General features: G+C 63.1%; 23 protein-coding genes. 19 read left to right on the top strand and 4 right to left on the bottom strand.

The window, feature by feature from the left end; translation table 11 throughout:
- The coding region (locus tag JQ558_RS06195) for a phosphoenolpyruvate carboxykinase (ATP) (RefSeq protein ID WP_212293100.1) at positions 1-708 on the top strand (708 nt) is incomplete at its 5' end.
- A 157-nt stretch (positions 709-865) separates the two neighbouring features.
- On the opposite strand, the gene JQ558_RS06190 is transcribed toward JQ558_RS06195, so the two are convergent.
- The gene (locus JQ558_RS06190) at positions 866-1,201 is read right to left on the bottom strand and encodes a VanZ family protein (protein ID WP_212211549.1); all 336 of its coding nucleotides are present in this window, start codon (positions 1,199-1,201) and stop codon (positions 866-868) included.
- A gap of 248 nt (positions 1,202-1,449) precedes the next feature.
- On the opposite strand from JQ558_RS06190, the gene JQ558_RS06185 reads away from it, so the two are divergent.
- The 3 genes from JQ558_RS06185 (at position 1,450) to JQ558_RS06175 (ending at position 5,450) form a co-directional block, all read left to right on the top strand.
- Positions 1,450-2,256, top strand: coding sequence for an MBL fold metallo-hydrolase (locus JQ558_RS06185; protein ID WP_212293099.1), 807 nt, complete (start codon positions 1,450-1,452; stop codon positions 2,254-2,256).
- Between the two features lie 102 nt (positions 2,257-2,358).
- Positions 2,359-4,227, top strand: a complete 1,869-nt coding sequence (gene htpG, locus JQ558_RS06180) for a molecular chaperone HtpG (protein ID WP_212293117.1) — start codon at positions 2,359-2,361, stop codon at positions 4,225-4,227.
- 68 nt (positions 4,228-4,295) lie between these two features.
- Complete coding sequence (locus JQ558_RS06175; protein ID WP_212293098.1) at positions 4,296-5,450, top strand: DUF3095 domain-containing protein; 1,155 nt, start codon at positions 4,296-4,298, stop codon at positions 5,448-5,450.
- A 32-nt stretch (positions 5,451-5,482) separates the two neighbouring features.
- Here JQ558_RS06175 and JQ558_RS06170 read toward each other — a convergent pair whose 3' ends face one another.
- Together JQ558_RS06170 and JQ558_RS06165 are read right to left on the bottom strand one after the other, a co-directional pair.
- Positions 5,483-6,865: an MATE family efflux transporter gene (locus JQ558_RS06170; protein ID WP_212293097.1), complete on the bottom strand. Its 1,383-nt coding sequence runs from the start codon at positions 6,863-6,865 to the stop codon at positions 5,483-5,485.
- A gap of 92 nt (positions 6,866-6,957) precedes the next feature.
- Positions 6,958-7,497, bottom strand: coding sequence for a GNAT family N-acetyltransferase (locus tag JQ558_RS06165; RefSeq protein WP_212274557.1), 540 nt, complete (start codon positions 7,495-7,497; stop codon positions 6,958-6,960).
- 163 nt (positions 7,498-7,660) lie between these two features.
- On the opposite strand from JQ558_RS06165, the gene JQ558_RS06160 reads away from it, so the two are divergent.
- The 12 genes from JQ558_RS06160 (at position 7,661) to JQ558_RS06105 (ending at position 15,809) form a co-directional block, all read left to right on the top strand.
- Positions 7,661-8,257: a superoxide dismutase gene (locus JQ558_RS06160; protein WP_212211539.1), complete on the top strand. Its 597-nt coding sequence runs from the start codon at positions 7,661-7,663 to the stop codon at positions 8,255-8,257.
- Positions 8,258-8,501: 244 nt separating this feature from the next.
- The gene (crcB, locus tag JQ558_RS06155; protein WP_212211537.1) at positions 8,502-8,876 is read left to right on the top strand and encodes a fluoride efflux transporter CrcB; all 375 of its coding nucleotides are present in this window, start codon (positions 8,502-8,504) and stop codon (positions 8,874-8,876) included.
- A gap of 125 nt (positions 8,877-9,001) precedes the next feature.
- Complete coding sequence (locus JQ558_RS06150; protein ID WP_212293096.1) at positions 9,002-9,604, top strand: permease; 603 nt, start codon at positions 9,002-9,004, stop codon at positions 9,602-9,604.
- Positions 9,605-9,617: 13 nt separating this feature from the next.
- On the top strand, positions 9,618-10,121 hold the full coding sequence (locus tag JQ558_RS06145; protein ID WP_212293095.1) for a hypothetical protein: 504 nt from the start codon (positions 9,618-9,620) through the stop codon (positions 10,119-10,121).
- Between the two features lie 122 nt (positions 10,122-10,243).
- Positions 10,244-10,540, top strand: a complete 297-nt coding sequence (locus JQ558_RS06140) for a nucleotidyltransferase family protein (protein WP_212211526.1) — start codon at positions 10,244-10,246, stop codon at positions 10,538-10,540.
- A gap of 138 nt (positions 10,541-10,678) precedes the next feature.
- Positions 10,679-10,843, top strand: a complete 165-nt coding sequence (locus JQ558_RS06135) for a hypothetical protein (RefSeq protein ID WP_212293118.1) — start codon at positions 10,679-10,681, stop codon at positions 10,841-10,843.
- A 116-nt stretch (positions 10,844-10,959) separates the two neighbouring features.
- Positions 10,960-11,160 carry a hypothetical protein gene (locus tag JQ558_RS06130; RefSeq protein WP_212293094.1) on the top strand — a complete coding sequence of 67 codons (201 nt, stop codon included), beginning with the start codon at positions 10,960-10,962 and terminating at the stop codon, positions 11,158-11,160.
- Positions 11,161-11,162: 2 nt separating this feature from the next.
- On the top strand, positions 11,163-11,930 hold the full coding sequence (locus tag JQ558_RS06125) for a metal ABC transporter ATP-binding protein (RefSeq protein WP_212293093.1): 768 nt from the start codon (positions 11,163-11,165) through the stop codon (positions 11,928-11,930).
- A gap of 5 nt (positions 11,931-11,935) precedes the next feature.
- Positions 11,936-12,805, top strand: a complete 870-nt coding sequence (locus tag JQ558_RS06120; RefSeq protein WP_211994028.1) for a metal ABC transporter permease — start codon at positions 11,936-11,938, stop codon at positions 12,803-12,805.
- A 2-nt stretch (positions 12,806-12,807) separates the two neighbouring features.
- The gene (locus JQ558_RS06115; RefSeq protein ID WP_212293092.1) at positions 12,808-13,680 is read left to right on the top strand and encodes a metal ABC transporter substrate-binding protein; all 873 of its coding nucleotides are present in this window, start codon (positions 12,808-12,810) and stop codon (positions 13,678-13,680) included.
- 54 nt (positions 13,681-13,734) lie between these two features.
- Complete coding sequence (locus tag JQ558_RS06110) at positions 13,735-14,793, top strand: GTP-binding protein (protein WP_212211518.1); 1,059 nt, start codon at positions 13,735-13,737, stop codon at positions 14,791-14,793.
- Positions 14,793-15,809, top strand: a complete 1,017-nt coding sequence (locus JQ558_RS06105; protein ID WP_212274553.1) for a WD40 repeat domain-containing protein — start codon at positions 14,793-14,795, stop codon at positions 15,807-15,809. Before JQ558_RS06110 ends, JQ558_RS06105 begins: the two co-directional genes overlap by 1 nt.
- A 234-nt stretch (positions 15,810-16,043) precedes the next feature.
- On the opposite strand, the gene JQ558_RS06100 is transcribed toward JQ558_RS06105, so the two are convergent.
- Positions 16,044-16,994, bottom strand: a complete 951-nt coding sequence (locus JQ558_RS06100) for a hypothetical protein (protein WP_212293091.1) — start codon at positions 16,992-16,994, stop codon at positions 16,044-16,046.
- Positions 16,995-17,169: 175 nt separating this feature from the next.
- Here JQ558_RS06100 and JQ558_RS06095 point away from each other — a divergent pair, with 175 nt between their 5' ends.
- The 3 genes from JQ558_RS06095 (at position 17,170) to JQ558_RS06085 (ending at position 19,321) form a co-directional block, all read left to right on the top strand.
- Entirely contained in the window at positions 17,170-17,886 is a 717-nt protein-coding gene (locus tag JQ558_RS06095; RefSeq protein WP_212293090.1) for an MgtC/SapB family protein, read from the top strand.
- A 50-nt stretch (positions 17,887-17,936) separates the two neighbouring features.
- Entirely contained in the window at positions 17,937-18,314 is a 378-nt protein-coding gene (locus JQ558_RS06090; RefSeq protein WP_312014962.1) for a hypothetical protein, read from the top strand.
- A gap of 266 nt (positions 18,315-18,580) precedes the next feature.
- Positions 18,581-19,321: an acetoacetate decarboxylase gene (locus tag JQ558_RS06085; protein ID WP_212293089.1), complete on the top strand. Its 741-nt coding sequence runs from the start codon at positions 18,581-18,583 to the stop codon at positions 19,319-19,321.
- Positions 19,322-19,339: the final 18 nt, after the last annotated feature.

The following is a 19,339-nucleotide window of genomic DNA, read 5'->3' as shown; positions in this document are numbered from 1 at the left end:
CTCGACGAGCGCACCCGCGTGCCTGACTTCGATGACGGTTCGAAAACCGAAAACACCCGCTCGGCCTATCCGCTCGATTTCATCCCGAACGCCTCGCGCACCGGACGTGCCGGCCAGCCCAAGAACGTGGTGATGCTGGCGGCCGATGCCTTCGGCGTGCTGCCGCCGATCGCCAAACTGACCCCGGCGCAGGCGATGTATCACTTCCTGTCCGGCTACACCGCCAAGGTCGCCGGCACCGAGCGCGGTCTCGGCAACGAGCCGCAGCCGGAATTTTCCACTTGCTTCGGCTCGCCGTTCCTGCCGCTCGATCCGTCGATTTACGGCAACATGCTGCGCGAGCTGATCGCCAAGCACAATGTCGATTGCTGGCTGGTCAACACCGGCTGGACCGGCGGCAAATACGGCACCGGAAGCCGGATGCCGATCAAGGTGACGCGGGCGCTGCTCACCGCGGCGCTGAACGGCTCGCTGCGCAATGTCGAATTCCGCACCGACAAATATTTCGGTTTTGCGGTGCCGACGGCGCTGCCGGGTGTCCCCAGCGACATCCTCAATCCCGTCAACACCTGGAAGGACAAGGCCGAGTTCGACAAGACCGCGCGCGCACTGGTCGGCATGTTCCAGAAGAATTTTGCGAAATTCGAAGCCCAGGTCGACGCCGACGTCCGCGCTGCTGCACCCGAGGTCAAGCTCGCGGCGGAGTGACCAAGGGCATGACAGTTCCGCGTCGCTGGAAATAATCGGCGCCTGTCTTGGGATAATCCAAACAGGCGCCCCATAAGAAATATCGACACCAAGTGTCCGGGCAAGGCATTTGAAATAACGGCTATTTGAAATAACGGTAAAACCGAATCGAAATGCGCTATTTGCCGCGGCCGATTTTGCCCTTCAGCAGCATGACCGCCCATTGTCCGGCGCCTATCCCGCCGATGCCGCCCGCCGCCTTCACGGCTGCATCAAGCAGACGGCCGTGGCGGTCCGGCGTCAGCAGTTGCATGGTCTCCAACGCCACTGCGCCTCCGACAACGATCGCGACAACAAAAACCACGCGGTCAGGGTAAGCGAATCCAAGCGCAAGGCCCAGCAAGGCGAAGGCGACGAAATGCTCAATCAGACCTTCGGCAAGCACGGGGCGGGCGTCGATCGGCGACAGCGTCGCGTAGGCGATGAATGCCAGCGCCAGCCAGCCAACAATCATGCAAAATTTTTGAATGGTCGAGATAATCTGATCCCGTCAATAATCGTTGAGAAAACCCTGGCGTGGAGATCATCCAGCCCGTCCACGCGCCGGCTGCGCGCGCGTCCTGCAATAATCAGGCGGAACTTACCCCCCAGCGGCGCGGAAGCAAGTCAATTGTCCGGAACTTGAAGTCTAAAACTTGCTCTTGTTGATCCGAAACCGCGCATTTGCCAGAGTCGCGTTTCTATCGGATGGGAGTGACGGCGATGCCCTTGTGGACTTGCGAGCAATGTGGTGCCCAGTTTCCGGACAGCGTGGCGCCGCCGGCAGCGTGCCCGATTTGTGAGGACGAACGGCAGTACGTGAACTGGAAAGGCCAGCAATGGTTTTCGCGCGAAGCATTGGCGGAGCGCCATAAGCTCGTCTGGCGCGATGACCTCGGTATATCAGGAATCGCTCTCGATCCGGGCTTCGCGATCGGGCAGCGCGCGCTGCTCGTTCCCGAGGCCGACGGTTGCGTGATGTGGGATTGCGTGCCTCTGGCCACATCGGAGGCGGTAGACCATGTCCGCTCGCTCGGCGGCCTGAAGGCGATTGCGGTTTCGCACCCGCATTATTACGGCGCGGTCGCCGACTGGAGCGAGGCCTTTGGCGGCGTGCCGATCTATCTGCATGGCGACGATCGGCAATGGGTCACGCGGCCACATGCCGCGATCGTGCCGTGGACCGGCGACAGCCGCCAGATTTCCGATGACATTGTTCTCATCCGCACCGGCGGTCATTTCGCCGGCGGCACGATCCTGCATTGGCGTGCGGGCGGCGAGGGGCGAGGCGCGCTGCTCACCGGTGATGTTGCCATGGTGGCGATGGACCGCCGCTCGCTGAGCTTCATGTACAGCTTCCCGAACTACATCCCCTTGAATTCGAAATCGGTTCAAGGCATTGCGCGCGCGGTCGCGCCGTTGGCGTTCGACCGCATCTATGGCGCGTGGTGGGGCAAGAACATCGAGGCGGGCGCAAAGGCCGCATTCGATGCTTCGGTCCGGCGCTATCTGGCCGCGATTGCGGATTAGGGTCGGCCGAGGGCGGGAACCAGCTAGGCCGTCGAACCTTGCCACTCCAGATAGTATCGCTATATCAGGGGCTTTCCCACCCACGCTTGATCTCGTGAGCCCCTGATGACCACCACGACTGCCCCCGAATCCCAGCCGTTCCAGGCCGAGGTCGCCGAACTCCTGCATCTGATGGTGCACTCGGTTTATTCGGAAACCGATATCTTCCTGCGCGAACTGATTTCGAACGCGTCCGACGCCTGCGACAAGCTGCGCTATGAGGCGATCGCGGCACCCGAGCTGATCACCGATGGCGCGCCGCCCGCGATCCGCATCGTGCCGAACAAGGCGGCGAACACGCTTGCCGTGGTCGACAGCGGCATCGGCATGGACCGGCAGGAATTGATCGACAATCTCGGCACCATCGCGCGTTCCGGCACCAAGTCGTTTTTGTCGCGCCTGACCGAGGCCAAGGATGGCGCCAATCTGATCGGCCAGTTCGGCGTCGGCTTCTATGCCGCCTTCATGGTCGCCGAGCGCATCGTCGTCACCAGCCGCCGCGCCGGTTCGGATCAGGTCTGGACCTGGTCGTCGTCGGGCGGCAGCGGATTTGAGATCGCGCCCGCGAGTGAGGAAGATGCCGCGCGTATCACGCGCGGCACCGAGATCGTGCTGCATCTGAAAGAGAGCGCGCAGAAATATCTCGAGACCTACGAGATCGAGCGCATCGTCCGCGCCTATTCCGACAACATCCAGTTTCCGATTGAGCTGGTGCCGGAGGAGGGTGAGCCGCGCCAGATCAATTCGGCCAGCGCGCTGTGGCAGCGGCCGAAATCGGAATTGACGCCTGACGATTACAAGGGCGCCTATCAATCGATCGCCGGCGCCTTCGACGAGCCCGCGATGACCTTGCATTACCGCGCCGAGGGCCGCCAGTCCTATGCGGTGCTGCTGTTCGCGCCATCGACAAAACCGTTCGACCTGTTCGACCAGGCGCGCAAGGGCAAGGTGAAGCTCTATGTCCGCCGCGTCTTCATTGCCGACGACGCCGATTTGTTGCCGGCCTATTTGCGCTTCATCCGCGGCGTGATCGACAGCGAGGATCTGCCGCTCAATATTTCCCGCGAGATGCTGCAAAACAACCCGCAGCTCGCGCAGATCCGCAAGGCCGTCACCAGCCGCGTGATCACGGAATTGGAAAACCTCGGCGACAAGGAGCCGGAGGCGTTCGCGAAAATCTGGGATTCTTTCGGGCCCGTGATCAAGGAAGGCATCTGGGAAGATTTCGAGCGGCGCGAAAAGCTGCTGGGCCTGTCGCGCTTCACCACGACGTCGGGCGAGAAGCGTTCGCTCAAGCAGTACGTCGAAAACCTGAAATCGAACCAGACCGAGATCTATTACCTCACCGGCGACAGCATCGAGCGGCTGAAGTCGAACCCGAAACTCGAATCCGCCACAGCCCGTGGCATCGAGGTGTTGCTGCTGACCGACCCGGTCGATGCGTTCTGGACTTCGGCGCCGCTCGATTTCGGCGGCAAGCCGCTGAAATCGCTGAGCCAGGGCGATATCGATTTCGGTCTGATCCCCCTGCTGGACGACAAAGCGGACGACAAGAAGGAAGAGAGCACCACGGACGAGGCCGCGACCATCGCCGTCATCAAGGATACGCTCGGGGAACGCGTCTCCGACGTGCGGGCGTCGCAGCGGCTGACGTCGAGCGCGTCCTGTCTGGTGGCCGGCGGCGACGGCCGCGACCGCCAGCTCGAGCGCTTGCTGGCGATGCAGAACCAGGGTCCGCTGACAAAACCGATCCTCGAGATCAATCTGCGCCATCCTTTGGTGGCGGCGATTGCCGGGGCCAAGGACGCAGCCGCGGACCTGTCGTTCCTGCTGCTGGAGCAGGCGCAGATCCTCGATGGCGAGTTGCCGGAAGACCCGGCGGCGTTTGCGAGCAGGCTCAACCAATTGGTGCTGCGGGGTGTCAAACTGTAGCAGGGGCGAACCCGAATATAGGTTAGGCCGTATCTGGTAGACAGCTTCGGAAAACGGGGTGCATCGCAATGACCACGCCCGACGGCACCGACATCTTCTACGGCGGCATTCCGGTCTTTCGCGGCTTCACCAGCCTGATGGATCCGGCGCTGTATTCGCCGTTGCCGGATGATTGGACTGTCGGCGTCGCCGATATCGTGGAATCGACCAAGGCGATCGCCAACCAGCGCTACAAGGCGGTCAACATGGCGGGAGCCGCTGTGATCGCCGCCGTGACCAATGCGCTGGATGGACGCGAGTTTCCGTTTGTGTTCGGCGGCGATGGCGCGAGCTTTGCCGTGGCGCCCGCCGATCTCGGCCGCGCGCGCGAGGCGCTGGCGGCGACAGCGACCTGGGTCAGCGAAAGCCTTGATCTTTCGATGCGGGTGGCGCTGGTGCCGGTGACAGCAATCCGCGCGCAGGGCCTCGACATCAGAGTCGCGCGTTTCGGGCCGTCGCCCAATTTGTCCCTCGCGATGTTTTCCGGCGGCGGTCTCGGCTGGGCGGACGCGGCGATGAAGCGCGGCGAATTCGCGGTCCCCGCAGCGCCGGCGGGCGAGCAGCCGGATTTGTCCGGCCTGTCATGCCGGTTCGAGGAAATACCCTCCGCCCGCGGTCTCATTCTTTCGGTGCTGGTGGTGCCGGCAAAGGGCGCCGATCCGCGCGCATTCCGCAAAGCGATCGAAGACATCATCGATCTCGTCGAACGCAGCCCTGATGCCGGGCGGCCGGTGCCTTCAGGTGGACCCGATATCCGCTTTCCCCCGGCGGGCATCGAATACGAGGCGCGTGCCGCGCGCGGCGGATCGTTGTTGCGGCGCCGCGGTTCCGCGTTGGCCATCGCACTGTGGGCCTATGTCGTGTTGCGCTTCGGCATCAAGGTCGGCAATTTCGTGCCGAAGACCTACATGCAGCAGGTGGTGGAGAATTCCGACTTCCGCAAATACGACGATGGATTGCGGATGATCCTCGATTGCACGCCGGAGCTCGAGCAGGCGCTGGCGCAACGGCTGGCAAAGGCGGCTTCAAACGGTGTCGTGCGATATGGCTTGCACCGCCAGGACGCGGCGATGATGACCTGCTTCACGCCGTCGGTGATGCGCAGCGACCACGTTCACTTCATCGACGGTGCACGCGGCGGCTATGCCTCGGCGGCGACCGCCTTGAAGGCGATGGCGGCGTAAGCTTCTCGCCGCCACACAACGGGGCTGGATGCTCATTTGCCCCAGCGCGTGAAGCGAATGAACAGCACCGTGGAGAGGCCGTATACGACCATCGCGGCGCCGACGAGCGCGAACAAGGTCCAGGCCGGTGCGCCGGATGACGCCAGCCACCAGCCGCCGAGGCCGACCAGCAGCAGCCGGATGGTGCCGGCCATGACCGGGCCGCCGACCTTTGCTGCGCCCTGCGAGGCGAAGTAGAGGGCGAGGCCGGTGCCGAAGAAGCCGAAGGCCGGACCGGCCCAGGCAAGGTAGGAAGAGGCGGCAGCCGTCACCCCGGGATCGCTGGTGAACAGCGAGATCCAGAGCGTCGGCTTGATCGCGACGACCAGGCCGATCAGGCCGACGGTCAGGCCTGCCGCGGCGGCCGCGGTCCAGGCCACCCGGCGCGCCCGCGCCACGAGGCCAGCGCCAACGGCCATGCCGACCATCGGCACCGAGGCGATGCCGAACGCAAATGCAATCGGGACCAGCAGGAATTCCAGCCGCGAACCCATGCCGTAACCGGCCAGCGTCTCCGTGCCGAGGCCCGCCACGATTTTGGTGAAGATCAGGATGGTCAGGACGGTCTGCAGCGGCGCGAGGCAGGAGATCGCGCCGACCTTGAGGATGTCGACGAACATGTCGCGCTCGAACCGGAAGGCTGTGAAATTCAGCTTCAGCCGGCTGCGGCCGCTGGCGAGGTACCACGCCAGGAATATCGCCCCGAGTGTGAAGGCGGTGAGCTGACCTGCGGCGACCCCGGGCATGCCAAGCTTCGGCAGGCCGAACAATCCAAGACCGAGGCCGCCACCGACCACGACCTGAACGAAGGCGACGACGATCAGCACGGCCGAGGGAATGCGCATATCACCGGTGCCGCGCACCACCGAGGCCAGCGTGTTGACGAGCCAGATCGAAACCGCGCCGGAGAACAGCACGTGCGAATATTGCATTGCCTGCTCGAGCACGCCGCCGCGGCCGCCAAGCAGCGAGTAGAATTGCCGTCCGAACGCCAGCATGACAACGGTGAAGAACAGCCCGGCACAGGTGCCGATCATGGCCGCATGCAGCGCCAGACTCGCGGCGCGGTCGCGGTTGCCGGCGCCGAGCGCGCGGCTGATGGCGGAGGACACGCCACCGCCCATCGCGCCCGCCGACATCATCTGCGTCAGCATCACGAACGGAAACACCAGCGCGATCCCGGCCAGCGGCTCGGTGCCGAGCCGGCCGATATAGGAGGTCTCGGCGACCGCCACCAGCGCGGTGCCGACCATCGCGATCGCATTGGGGAGCGCGAGTTTTAGCAGCGTCGGCAGGATCGGCGAGGTCAAGAGGTTGTTGACCGGCGCAGCCGGGATGGCCGCGGGGCGCAAATCAAGCGGGGCGTCGATCGTCATGCGTCACCGGTTTGTCGGCCAGAAGGCAATATATTATGGCCAACATATTATCGGCACGCGCGACCGCAAGCCACCCCATCGCCGCGCAGGGGTCACCATGGCAGGCCGCATAGGTCGATGATGCCGTCGCGCGGGGCGCGGGTGAAGTCGAACACGAACGGCGCCATCGCCTCGAAACGAATGCGTCCCTCCGGCTGCTCGGCATAGATCTCGCCAGTGAATTTATGCCAGCCGCGGGCCTCGTAGAAGGCGAAATTATGCGGCTCACAGAACAACAGCGCAAACTTGATCGCTTCGTGGTCGCGCATGGTCTGGACCGCGGCGCCGAGCGCGAGGCCGGCAAGCCCGCGCCCCCGGAAATCCTCGCGGGTCGCAACCCCGCCGATACCGCCGATATCGACCTTGCGCCCGTTCCAGGTCACGGTGCGGAAATAGATGCCGACATGGCAGACAAGGCCGGGTTTTGACGATTCCTCTGGCGCTTCGATCAGCACGCGCAAATCGGCGTGGGCCCATTTGACGTGGCCCCAGGACAGTTTCTCGACCACACGTGTCGGCCAGACCGCATTCATCAGCGGTTCGACCCGCGGCCATGACGCGTCCCCGTTCAGGATATCGATCTCGATACTCATCTTTCACCCCGCAATAGCCGTATGTCCCGTCATACGCTGGACGCGGAGCATCGTTACCGAAGAAGCCGCCCCGCTTTGTCAAATTGCGGTGTTTAAGCGCGATGGAACCTTCTATAAGGGTTCCCGTTACACCACGTCTCCCATCATTTTCGGACATCACCCCATGACCTTCACGCTACCCGATCTTCCCTATGCCCATGACGCCCTTGCCCCCTATATGTCCAAGGAAACGCTGGAATTCCACCACGACAAGCATCACCAGGCTTACGTGACCAACGGAAACAACGCGATCAAGGGGACCGAATTCGAAGGCAAGTCCCTCGAGGAGATCGTCAAGGCCTCGTTCGGCAAGAACCCGGCCGTGTTCAACAATGCCGGCCAGCACTACAACCATCTGCATTTCTGGAACTGGATGAAACCGAATGGCGGCGGCAGCAAGCTGCCCGGCCGTCTGGAAAAGAAGATCACCGAGGATCTCGGCGGGCTCGACAAGTTCAAGACCGACTTCGCCGCCGCCGGCGTCGGCCAGTTCGGCTCCGGCTGGTGCTGGTTGTCGGTCAAGAACGGCAAGCTCGAAATCTCCAAGACCGCGAACGGCGAAAGCCCGCTGGTTCATGGCGCAACCCCGATCCTCGGCTGCGACGTCTGGGAGCACTCCTACTACATCGACTATCGCAACCGCCGCCCGGACTATTTGAAGGCGTTCGTCGATAATCTCGTGAACTGGGAATATGTCGACCAGCTGTTCGGCAAGGCTTGATCTGTTTGTCATTCCGGGGCGATGCGAAGCATCGAACTCGGAATCTCGAGATTCCCCCGATGCGCAATTGCGCATCTGAGGTTCGCGCTATCGCGCGCCCCGGAATGACGTAGAATAAATTTCAGGGGCGGCAGTGCAAAACTGCCGCCCTTATCTTTTGCCTCCCATGCCATCCTTGCAGGCGTCGCGGGCTTGCGGCACAAGCGCTGTGGCCGGGTGATTTCGCGATGTGGAAAATGCTGCGATGAGCTATTTGCTGGTCTTCGTCGGTGGCGGCCTTGGCGCGTCGCTGCGCCATTTCATCAACCTCACCTGTGCGCGCTGCATCGGTACCGGATTTCCCTGGGGCACCTTCATCATCAACATCTCAGGATCGACCGTGATGGGGCTGATCGCCGGCTATCTCGTCCTCAAGGGCGAGACCTCGCAGCCGTGGCGGCTGTTCCTGATGACGGGCATACTCGGGGGCTACACGACGTTTTCCGCGTTCTCGCTCGATACCGCCGTGCTCTATGAGCGGGGTGAGCTTGGCCTGGCGGCGGCTTACATTATCGGCTCGGTCGTGCTGTCGATTGCCGGCCTGTTTGCCGGCCTCGCGCTGGTGCGCCACCTGACCTGAAAGGCCCGTGACAGCCTTGCATGGCCATGCCTGAGCCGCGCATGGATGTTTCAGTTGTTCCGTTTGCGTGAGACCCCGGCCGGGACTAAGCAGGGTTGAGACTTTTCACCTGCCGATTCATTGCATTGTCAGAACCCCCATTGAAAGAACCGGCGCCCGCCGACGAACTTGCGGAGGCCGAAGCGGGCTCGCGACGCAAGCGCAAGCCGGTCGGCTGGTCGATGATTTTCATCGCCGTGCTGGTCGCGGTCAGCGCCACGCTGGTCTATCGCCGCGACGGTATCGACGGCGTGCTCAAGATTCTCACCGATGATCTCTGGCTGTTCGGCGAGATCCTGCCGCGCGTATTGGCCGGCTGCCTGCTCGGCGCGTTCATTACGGAAATCCTGCCGCACGAGAAAGTGTCGCGATCGCTCGGGCCGAACTCCGGCCTGAAGGGATTGCTGATCGGAACGGCATTCGGCGCCATCCTGCCGGGCGGGCCGTTCACGGCCTATCCGGTGGCCGCTGCATTGCTCACCGTCGGCGCGGATTTCGGCGCCACCATCGCGATGGTGGTGAGCTGGACGCTGATCGGTTACGGCCGCGCGGTCGCCTGGGAACTGCCGATCCTCGGCACCGATTTCACGCTGTGGCGGATCGTGATCTCGCTGCCGATCCCGATCCTCGCAGGCGCGCTCGGGCGCTTCGTCTATGTGCGGATGTATCCCAAGGGTGAGCCAACATGAAGGGCGAGCCGTCATGACGATAAGCGCGCTGCTCATCGACATTACGCTGTGGGGCTCCGTCCTGGTGCTCGGCTTGATCGCGTTCCGGCGCGGTCGTGTCGTGGTGGTTTCGGCGGCGCGCGAAGGCGCGATGGATTTCATCAACATCGTGCCGCGGATCGCGCTCGGTGTGATCGGCTCCGGCTACATCGCCGCCGTCATTCCCCCCGAAATCATCACCGGCTGGCTGGGCCCGGATTCCGGCTGGCTCGGCGTGCTCACCGCCGTGATCGCGGGCGGGCTAACCCCGGGCGGCCCGGTGGTCGGCTTTTCCATCGGCGCAGTGGCGCTGAAGGTCGGCGGCGGTTCGCCGCAGGTGATCGCCTATGTCGTCGCCTGGGCGCTGTTCGCCTTCCAGCGGCTGATACTCTGGGAAATCCCGTTCATGCCGGCGCGTTTCGTCTGGTTCCGGGCCGCAGTGTCGGTGCCGTTTCCGTTCCTGGCGGCGGCCTTGGCGATGGCGATCGGGAAGCCGTGAGGTTGGCAGCTGCCTCCTCAAGCTATTGAAAATATGGGAATTTTATTCTGTTGAGTGGTGGCTAAGGGCTCGCCGTTTTTTTGGGACTGCTGGAAAGCAGCGCTTCTGGTAGAATGCATCCCATGGAAAAGCAGGATATCCTTGCCAGGTTGCGCGAGCATGAAGCCGCCTTGAAGGCTCAGGGTGTGAGCCATGCGGCCCTGTTCGGCTCGCGCGCCCGCGGCGACGCCCGTCCCGACAGCGACATCGACATTCTGGTCGAAATCGCGCCGGACGTCCGGATGGATGTTTTCAAATACGTTGGGATCGTTCACAGCATCGAAGACCTGTTTCCGGTGCGTGTGGATGTTTCAAACCGGATTGCGCTCAAGCCTCATGTGAAGCCGATCGCCGAGCGCGAAGCCATTTATGCATTCTGAGTCCGTCAAGCTCGCCTTGTACGACATTCGGGACAACATCCTGCTCGCCGGCGGATTTGTCGAAGGTTTGACCAGCCAGGCGTTGGAAGGCGAGATCTGATCTTGCGTGCAATCAACCGCAGAAGTGAGGAGACGGCCGTGAAAAAGACCCGTGAGACGACCGCTCCTGGCCTCACCCAAACGCCTTTTGTACTCACGCTTGACGAAGAAGCGGACCTTGATGCTTCGCTGGCGGAAGCTGCGCGCGGCGAGTTTGCGACAGACGAAGAGGTCCGCGCCGTTTGGGCGAAGCAAGGCCTGTGAAGGTTCCAATCGGCCGGATTGGCCCCGCACCCAGTCGGGCAAATCACGCCAGCGGTTGGTCCAGTATCCGGCGCCAACGCGTGGACTCCCGTAATGTTATAATATAACATCCTTGCATGACTCACTCCCATTCCCACGACCATGGACACCACCACGCCCATAGCCATGGTCATCCCCATCACCACGACCCCTCGACGCCGCATCCGGCGCAGCCGGCGCCGTGGTCGATCCTGCGGATGACCGTGGCGGCACGGCTCGGCGCGGCGCTGGCGGTCAGCGCCTGTCTTTGGGTGGTCGTGCTGGTGGCGATGAGGTGAGCATGGCGGCGCAGGCAAAAGCTCAGGTGAAATTCAGCAATGTCACGCTCGGCTACGACCGGCATCCGGCGGTGCATCATCTCAACCTCGAGGTCGCCGGGGGCGCGCTGGTCGCGGTGATCGGGCCGAACGGCGCCGGCAAGTCGACGCTGTTTCGCGGCCTTGCCGGCATCCTCAAACCGCTGTCGGGATCGATCGCGCTGGGCGGGCTCGACAGCAAGGACATCGCCTATCTGCCGCAGACCGCCGACATCGATCGCAGCTTTCCGATTTCGGTGTTCGATTTCGTCGGCACGGGTCTGTGGCGCTCCACCGGCTTCTTCGGCGGCATGGGCAAGAAAGAGCGCGAGCGGATTTTGGCGGGGCTTGCCGCCGTCGGTCTCAACGGTTTTGAGAACCGCCCGATCGGCACGCTGTCCGGCGGCCAGATGCAGCGCATGCTGTTCGCCCGCGTGCTGCTGCAGGACGCGCGGCTGATCGTGCTGGACGAGCCGTTCAATGCCATCGACGCCAAAACCTCCGCGGATCTGATCGCGCTGGTCAAGCGCTGGCATGGCGAAGGCCGCACCGTGCTGGCGGCGCTGCATGATCTCGACATGGTGCGCAACCACTTCCCCGAGACCCTGCTGCTGGCCCGTGGGCCGGTAGCCTGGGGCGCGACCGCGCAAGTGCTGACGCCGGATAACCTGATGGTGGCGATGAAGATGTGCGAAGCCTTCGACGACCGGGCCGCTGCCTGCGCCGCCGATGCGCCGTCGCGGGCGGCCTGATTGCAATGCTCCATGATGCGCTGATCGCGCCTTTCACCGAATTCGAGTTCATGCGCCGCGCGCTCGCCGCCGTGATCGCGCTGTCGCTGGGCGCAGCGCCGATCGGCGTGTTCCTGATGCTGCGGCGGATGAGCCTGGTCGGCGACGCCATGGCGCATGCGATCCTGCCCGGGGCCGCGATCGGCTTTTTGGTCTCCGGCCTCAACCTGTTCGCGATGACGACCGGCGGCTTGATCGCAGGATTTACGGTCGCGATCCTGGCCGGTGTGGTCGCGCGCACCACCGAACTGAAGGAAGACGCCTCGCTGGCGACGTTCTATCTGGTGTCGCTGGCGCTCGGCGTCACCATCGTCTCCATCAAGGGCACCAATATCGACCTGCTGCACGTGCTGTTCGGCAACATCCTGGCGATGGACGACCAGACCCTGCTGGTGATCGCGTTCAACGCCACGATTACATTGCTGGTGCTGGCCGTGATCTATCGCCCGCTGGTGATCGAATGCGTCGACCCGGTGTTCCTGCGCACGGTGAGCCGCGCCGGCGCGCCGGCGCATCTGGCGTTCCTGGCGCTGGTCGTGATCAATCTCGTCAACGGTTTTCACGCGCTCGGCACCTTGCTCGGCGTCGGCCTGATGATCCTGCCCGCGGGAATCGCGCGGTTCTGGTCGCGCGACATCACCGGGATGATCTGCATCGCGGTCGCGAGCGCCATGGTGTCGGGCTATGCCGGGCTGGTGCTGTCGTTCCAGACCAAAATTCCGTCAGGCCCCGCGGTCATCCTGGTCGCGGCGGGGATCTATGTGGTGTCCGTGCTGTTCGGCAATGTCAGCGGCCTGGTCCGGCAGCTGTTCCCCGGCCGGCATCTCGAGGCGTAACGATGCAGCGTTTGTTCTCCCTCATGTGTCTGGCGCTGATCGCCACAGTCGTTCCGGCCAGCGCGCAGGAGCGCCTCAAGGTCGTCGCCAGCTTCTCCATCCTCGGCGATTTCGTCCGCAATGTCGGCGGCGACCGCGTCAACGTCACGACGCTGGTCGGTGCTGACGGCGATGCGCATGTCTACTCGCCGACGCCGGCGGATGCGAAGAAGATTGCCGATGCCAAGCTGATTTTCGTCAATGGCCTTGGCTTCGAGGGCTGGCTGCCGCGGCTGCTGAAATCCGCCGGGAGCAAGGTTTCCGTCGTGACGGCGACCGCCGGTATCGCGCCGCTCAAGCTTGGCTCGGATGCCGACCCGCACGCCTGGCAATCCGTCGCCAATGCCAAAATCTATGTCGGCAATATCCGCGACGCGCTGGCGGCCGCCGATCCTGCCTCAGCCCAGGGTTTTCGCGCCAATGCGGAGGCCTATCTGGCGAAACTCGACACCCTGGACCGCGAGGCGCGCGAAGCCGTCGCAAAGATCCCGGCGGGCCGCCGCAAGGTGATTTCGACCCACGGCGCCTTCGGCTATTTCGCCGCCGCCTACGGCGTCGAATTCATTGCCCCCGTCGGCGTATCCACGGAATCCGAGCCCAGTGCCCGCGATATCGCCGGTATTATCACCCAGATCCGAACCGCCAAAATCCCGGCGGTTTTTCTGGAAAATGTCAGCGATCCACGCCTGATCCGCCGAATCTCGGCCGAGACCGGTGCCAGGATCGGCGGGACCCTCTATTCGGACAGTTTGACGGCCGAAAAGGGCGATGCACCCACTTACATTGATATGGTCAGGCACAATATAAAGGCACTGACCAGCGCGCTTGGCGAATAGGGCAGGGGCCTCCCTGCTGTTGCCGGCGTGCCCGAATTTCCGCCCGGAGCCACCATGTCTGAACTGACGTCCCAAAAAATTCCTGTGACCGTGCTGACGGGCTATCTCGGCGCCGGCAAAACCACGCTGCTCAACCGCATCCTGTCGGAAAACCACGGCAAGAAATACGCCGTCATCGTCAACGAATTCGGCGAGATTGGCATCGACAACGACCTCATCATCGGCGCCGATGAAGAAGTGTTCGAGATGAACAATGGCTGCGTCTGCTGCACCGTGCGCGGCGACCTCGTGCGCATCCTCGACGGCCTGATGAAGCGCAAGGGCAAATTCGACGCCATCATCGTCGAGACCACCGGCTTGGCCGACCCGGCGCCGGTGGCGCAGACCTTCTTCGTCGACGAGGACGTGCAGAAGAACGCCCGGCTCGACGCGGTCGTCACCGTCGCCGATGCCAAATGGCTCAGCGACCGTTTGAAGGACGCGCCGGAAGCCAAGAACCAGATCGCTTTCGCCGACGTCATCGTGCTCAACAAGACTGACCTGGTTTCCAAAGCCGAGCTTGCCGAAGTCGAGGCGCGGATCCGCGGCATCAACCCTTACGCAAAACTGCACCGCACCGAGCGCTGCAAGGTGGCGCTGGCGGACGTGCTGGAACGCGGCGCGTTCGATCTCGACCGCATTCTCGAGATCGAGCCGGAATTCCTCGATGCCGGCGACGGCCATGATCATCACCATGATCACGATCATCACCACGGCCATGACCATCATCATGATCACAGCCACAGCCATGGCGGGCTGAAGCACTACCATGACGAGGAGATGCAGTCGCTGTCGCTGCGCACGGACAAGCCGCTCGATGCCACCAAGTTCATGCCGTGGCTGCAGAACCTCGTCGCCTCCGAAGGGCAGAAGATCCTTCGCTCCAAGGGCATCCTCGCCTTCAGCGACGATGACGACCGCTACGTGTTCCAGGGCGTCCACATGATGCTCGAGGGCGACCATCAGCGTAAGTGGAAGGATGACGAACGGCGCGAGAGCCGGCTTGTGTTCATCGGTCGCGAATTGCCGGAGCAGATGATTCGCGACGGTTTTGAGAGCTGTATCACCACGTGATGAAACAGTTTGATCCGGGCGAAGGCGCCTCCATTGCTTCGATCACCGACAAGGTGCGGCCGCTTGCGGTCGGCATGCCGATATCGTCGGTGTATTTTCTCGGCGAGACCGCGGTCTTCGTCGGCGCTGAGGAGAAGGCTGCCATCGTCGGCGCCGGCGGCGAGATTTCACCTGTCGATATTCACGGCGGTGCGGTGCTGTGTGCGGCGTCCGACGGCGCGCGCGTCGTTACCGGCGGCGACGACGGCAAGCTCGTCGCGCTCAATGCCAAGGGCGAGGTCAGCGTGCTCGCGACCGATGCCAAGCGGCGCTGGATCGACAACGTCGCGCTGCATCCCGATGGCGCGGTGGCATGGTCGGCCGGCAAGGTCTCGTATGTCCGCAGCGGCAAGAGCGAAGAGAAAACATTCGATATGCCCTCGACCGTCGGCGGCCTGGCGTTCGCGCCCAAGGGCCTGCGGCTGGCGGTCGCGCATTATAACGGCGTGACGCTGTGGTTTCCCAACATGGCGGCGAAGCCTGAGTTTCTGGAATGGGCCGGCTCGCATCTGTCGGTCACCTTCAGCCCGGACAACAAGTTTCTGGTGACCGGGATGCACGAGCCGGCGCTGCATGGCTGGCGGCTCGCCGACAACCGGCACATGCGCATGAGCGGCTATCCCGGCCGCGTTCGCTCGATGTCGTGGAGCGCCGGTGGCAAGGGGCTTGCAACCTCGGGCGCCGATACCGTGATCATCTGGCCGTTCGCCAGCAAGGACGGGCCGATGGGCAAGGAGCCGGCGATGCTGGCGCCGCTGCAGGCGCGCGTCTCCGCGGTCGCCTGTCATCCGAAGCATGACATCCTGGCCGCCGGCTACAGCGACGGTTGCGTGCTGATGGTGCGGATCGAGGACGGCGCGGAGATCCTGGTGCGGCGGAGGGGCAACGCCGCGGTTTCCGCGCTGGCCTGGAGCCCCAAGGGATCGCTGCTCGCCTTCGGCACCGAAGACGGCGACGCCGGCATGGTGGAGCTGTAGGTCACCCGTTTGCGCTGGCGAGACTAGACTGAAGTGCATCGGCAATTGACGGTGCGCTCCCTCTCCCGCCCTTGCGGGGGAGGGTTGGGTGGGGGTGTCGCCACGAGTCAGACTGTTCGTGGGGAGAGAGGTTCCCCCACCCGAATCGCATCTCACGATGCGATCCGACCTAAGAGCGAGCTTCGCTCGTCTCGACCCCCGCACGCGGGAGAGGTGAAGCCAATCCAGCCCGCGTCACTTCACCTTCTTCCCAGCTTTGACGTAAGCCTCGATGTGGTCAAACGTCTTGCCGGCCGGTTCGAGATTTTCGAAGGCCGAAGCGGCCTTGCTCATGTTTTCGGCGGTCTTGTCGCGGTCTTTCGGGTCGGGTTTGAAGACGGCGAGCATGGTGAGCGCCGTCACATAATTCCCGAACGCCGCTTGCTCGGCCGCGAACAGGTTTTTCAGGCGAGGATCGTTCGCAAAAAAGCCGGTGAAGGTCTTCTTGATGCCGTCGTCGGCTGATGCCAGCGACTGCAACGCCCAAAAGGCGCTCGCCAATGTCAGCACGCGAAAGAATTTGGCGGGCTCGGTTTTGCACGCGTATTTGTCGCAGGCCATCTTGGCCATCACGTTGTCCCGGCCTTCCGCGGTCATGTTCGGTCCGAACTTGCTCTTCATGAATCCCATGCGCATGGCGATGCCTGCCATGTCGTCGTCTGCGCTGGAGAAGTTTGCGAGGATTCTTTCAATGAAGCTGGTGTCACCGGATGCCATATAGGCGCCGATCAAGAGGTCGTTGTCGGCGGCATTCGACGACGTCCGCACCACGGCAAGTTTGGCAGGCTGGTTCTTTTCGATTTTCTGCAGCGTGGCCGTGATCTGGTTTTCCTCGGCAAATTTCTGCGCGTCTTCCGTGAGGCCGGCGCCGTAGAGCGCTACGAGCTTCACCGATTTGACGTATGAAGAGGCTTCAAGCTGCAGGATGCGCTGCTTTTCCGCGGGCGACGTGCTGAAGATCTGCGCCAGGAATCCGATGACCGCACTGGGATCAGCGTTTGGGCCGGCTCGCATTTGCGACAGCATGCTGTCGATGCAGGCGGGCTGCCTGGTGCGGTAATAGCCCGTCATGCAGTTCTGGTCCGCAGCCGCGGGCGAGCATTGAATGCCGAGCAGCGCGACCGCGACGTAAAGCAATCTTTTCATGACAATTCTCGCAGAATCAGGCGAATCTGTTCTATCCGGGACCGCATCGAGCGCCGTTGCCCGCAGCGAAGCGGATCGTCGCTCGCACCCGGGGCCGGCGACCGTTCGTCGCCGCAAAGCACCAGATCGTTCAGGCTGTGATAGATTCGTCACCTCTTTCCCCTAGAAAACCGACATGCGCTTCCTGACGACCTTCCAGATCGCCGATTTCCTCGACACTCTGGTCAGCCTGACCGCGGCTTTCGTTTTGGGCACCTTGATCGGCGCCGAGCGGCAATACCGGCAGCGGACCGCGGGCCTGCGCACCAATGTGCTGGTCGCCGTCGGCGCGGCCGCTTTCGTCGATCTGGCGATGCATCTGAAGTACGCCGAAGGCGCCGTACATGTGATCGCCTATGTCGTTTCGGGGATCGGCTTCCTCGGCGCCGGCGTCATCATGAAAGAGGGCATGAATGTCCGCGGCCTCAACACCGCGGCGACGCTCTGGGGATCGGCCGGTGTCGGAGCTTGCGCCGGCGCCGACATGGTTGCCCAGGCGGCGGCGCTGACCGTGTTCGTGGTCGCCGGCAACACCTTGCTGCGTCCGCTGGTGAACGCGATCAACCGCATTCCGATCGACGAGCGCGCTTCCGAGGCGACTTACTACTTCAAGCTCGCGGTCAGTGCGGAGGCGTTGCCTGACATGCGCGACCATCTGGTCGAGCGGCTGGAGCATGCAAAATACCCGGTCGCTGAACTCAATGTGGTCGAGCATGGCGATGACCTCCTGGAGATCGTCGCCACGCTGGTCTCCACCGCGATCGATCCCAACGAACTGAATGCGGTCGCGGTCGATCTGCAGCGCCAGCCCGGCGTTCGCCACGCCACCTGGGAAGTCAGCACCAAGGATTAGGGCGCTCTCCTCGGTTGCCGGTTCCACGCGGGCTGCGCGCGGAACAATTCTTGTGGCCGGCCGTTGATGTCGCGAACAATCTCGCGGTGAACGACATGCCTGCCGATCATGACAAGCGCAATTACCGGAATGATTTTCTTGTCGCGGCCGTCCTGGTCACGGCGGGGCTTGTCATTTCAGGCCTGTCGCTGATGGAATTGAGCGCGCGCCCGCCGCAACAATTGGCGCAGGCCACCCAGCCGCTGCAATCGACGCCGGACGCGGAAAAAAAGCCGTCTGTTCCTGCGGAGACGACGACCGGCACCCGGCCGTCCAGCGTGCCGCCTGAACCGGCGCGTCCCGATGCCGACGCGCAGAAAGCGGGCGCACAGCCCGCGCTGCCGCCCGCACCGGCAGAGAAAACGGCCGAGCCGATCAAGCAGAAGTAATATCTTTCAACCGTCATCCTGAGGTGCGCGCTCTTGCGCGCCTCGAAGGATGAGATCGCCCGTGGCCCATCCTTCGAGGCTCGCCCAGCGGTGCAAGTGCACCGCACGGCTCGCACCTCAGGATGACGTCAGCGTTGGTAGATGACGTCAGCGTTGGTAGCTGACGCCGATTTGACGACGCTTCCGGTTTTACAGCCTCGCTTGCGTCCCCAAGCTGCCGCATACTCACGTCATCGCGCGACCGCGCAGACAGGATGGGGCAAGCCATGAAGATCGACGATGTCAGACGAACCGCGTATTCGATGCCGCTGAACAACCCGTCCTTCCCGCCGGGGCCGTATCGGTTCTTCAACCGCGAATATTTCATCATCACCTACCGGACCGATCCGGACGTGCTTCGCGCTCTGGTGCCGGAGCCGCTCGAAGTCACTGACGCAATCGTCAAATACGAATTCATCCGCATGCCCGACTCGACCGGCTTCGGCGACTACACCGAAACCGGCCAGGTGATCCCGGTCCGTCTCGACGGCGAGGAGGGCGCCTATACACACGCCATGTATCTCGACGACGAAGGCCCGATCGCCGGCGGTCGTGAAATCTGGGGTTTCCCCAAAAAGCTGGCGAAGCCGAAGATCGAAGTCGAGAGCGATGTGCTGGTCGGCTCGCTGCATTACGGCTCGGTGCTCTGCGCCTCCGCCACCATGGGTTACAAGCACCGTCCGGTCGATCATGACGCCGTGCTGAAGGGCATGAAGGCGCCGAACTTCATTCTCAAGATCATCCCGCATGTCGACGGCAGCCCTCGGATCTGCGAACTGGTCCGCTTCCATCTCGAGGACATCACGCTGAAGGAAGCATGGAGCGGTCCGGCCGCGCTTGGCCTGTTTCCCCATGCGCTGTGCGACGTTGCCCGGCTTCCGGTGCGCGAAGTGGTCTCCGCGCTGCATTTCAAGGCTGATTTGACGCTGGGATTGGGGAAGGTGGCGTTCGACTATATGGCGAAGTGAGACAGAGCGTTTTCGAGC

This window comes from Bradyrhizobium sp. AUGA SZCCT0160 (assembly GCF_018130105.1).
Classification (GTDB): Bacteria; Pseudomonadota; Alphaproteobacteria; order Rhizobiales; family Xanthobacteraceae; genus Bradyrhizobium.
The sequence above is the reverse complement of the archived record's forward strand: the minus strand, read 5'-3'. Positions and strand labels throughout refer to the sequence as shown.

What these genes read in the sequence shown, in the direction of transcription:
- JQ558_RS06100 (WP_212293091.1), bottom strand. Translation starts at nt 16,994, where the DNA reads ATGAAAAGATTGCTTTACGTCGCGGTCGCGCTGCTCGGCATTCAATGC.
- JQ558_RS06145 (WP_212293095.1), top strand. Translation starts at nt 9,618, where the DNA reads ATGACGATAAGCGCGCTGCTCATCGACATTACGCTGTGGGGCTCCGTC.
- JQ558_RS06115 (WP_212293092.1), top strand. Translation starts at nt 12,808, where the DNA reads ATGCAGCGTTTGTTCTCCCTCATGTGTCTGGCGCTGATCGCCACAGTC.
- JQ558_RS06095 (WP_212293090.1), top strand. Translation starts at nt 17,170, where the DNA reads ATGCGCTTCCTGACGACCTTCCAGATCGCCGATTTCCTCGACACTCTG.
- JQ558_RS06120 (WP_211994028.1), top strand. Translation starts at nt 11,936, where the DNA reads ATGCTCCATGATGCGCTGATCGCGCCTTTCACCGAATTCGAGTTCATG.
- JQ558_RS06140 (WP_212211526.1), top strand. Translation starts at nt 10,244, where the DNA reads ATGGAAAAGCAGGATATCCTTGCCAGGTTGCGCGAGCATGAAGCCGCC.
- crcB (WP_212211537.1), top strand. Translation starts at nt 8,502, where the DNA reads ATGAGCTATTTGCTGGTCTTCGTCGGTGGCGGCCTTGGCGCGTCGCTG.
- JQ558_RS06190 (WP_212211549.1), bottom strand. Translation starts at nt 1,201, where the DNA reads ATGATTGTTGGCTGGCTGGCGCTGGCATTCATCGCCTACGCGACGCTG.
- JQ558_RS06105 (WP_212274553.1), top strand. Translation starts at nt 14,793, where the DNA reads ATGAAACAGTTTGATCCGGGCGAAGGCGCCTCCATTGCTTCGATCACC.
- JQ558_RS06175 (WP_212293098.1), top strand. Translation starts at nt 4,296, where the DNA reads ATGACCACGCCCGACGGCACCGACATCTTCTACGGCGGCATTCCGGTC.
- JQ558_RS06160 (WP_212211539.1), top strand. Translation starts at nt 7,661, where the DNA reads ATGACCTTCACGCTACCCGATCTTCCCTATGCCCATGACGCCCTTGCC.
- JQ558_RS06165 (WP_212274557.1), bottom strand. Translation starts at nt 7,497, where the DNA reads ATGAGTATCGAGATCGATATCCTGAACGGGGACGCGTCATGGCCGCGG.
- JQ558_RS06185 (WP_212293099.1), top strand. Translation starts at nt 1,450, where the DNA reads ATGCCCTTGTGGACTTGCGAGCAATGTGGTGCCCAGTTTCCGGACAGC.
- JQ558_RS06170 (WP_212293097.1), bottom strand. Translation starts at nt 6,865, where the DNA reads ATGACGATCGACGCCCCGCTTGATTTGCGCCCCGCGGCCATCCCGGCT.
- JQ558_RS06085 (WP_212293089.1), top strand. Translation starts at nt 18,581, where the DNA reads ATGAAGATCGACGATGTCAGACGAACCGCGTATTCGATGCCGCTGAAC.
- JQ558_RS06130 (WP_212293094.1), top strand. Translation starts at nt 10,960, where the DNA reads ATGACTCACTCCCATTCCCACGACCATGGACACCACCACGCCCATAGC.
- JQ558_RS06110 (WP_212211518.1), top strand. Translation starts at nt 13,735, where the DNA reads ATGTCTGAACTGACGTCCCAAAAAATTCCTGTGACCGTGCTGACGGGC.
- JQ558_RS06125 (WP_212293093.1), top strand. Translation starts at nt 11,163, where the DNA reads ATGGCGGCGCAGGCAAAAGCTCAGGTGAAATTCAGCAATGTCACGCTC.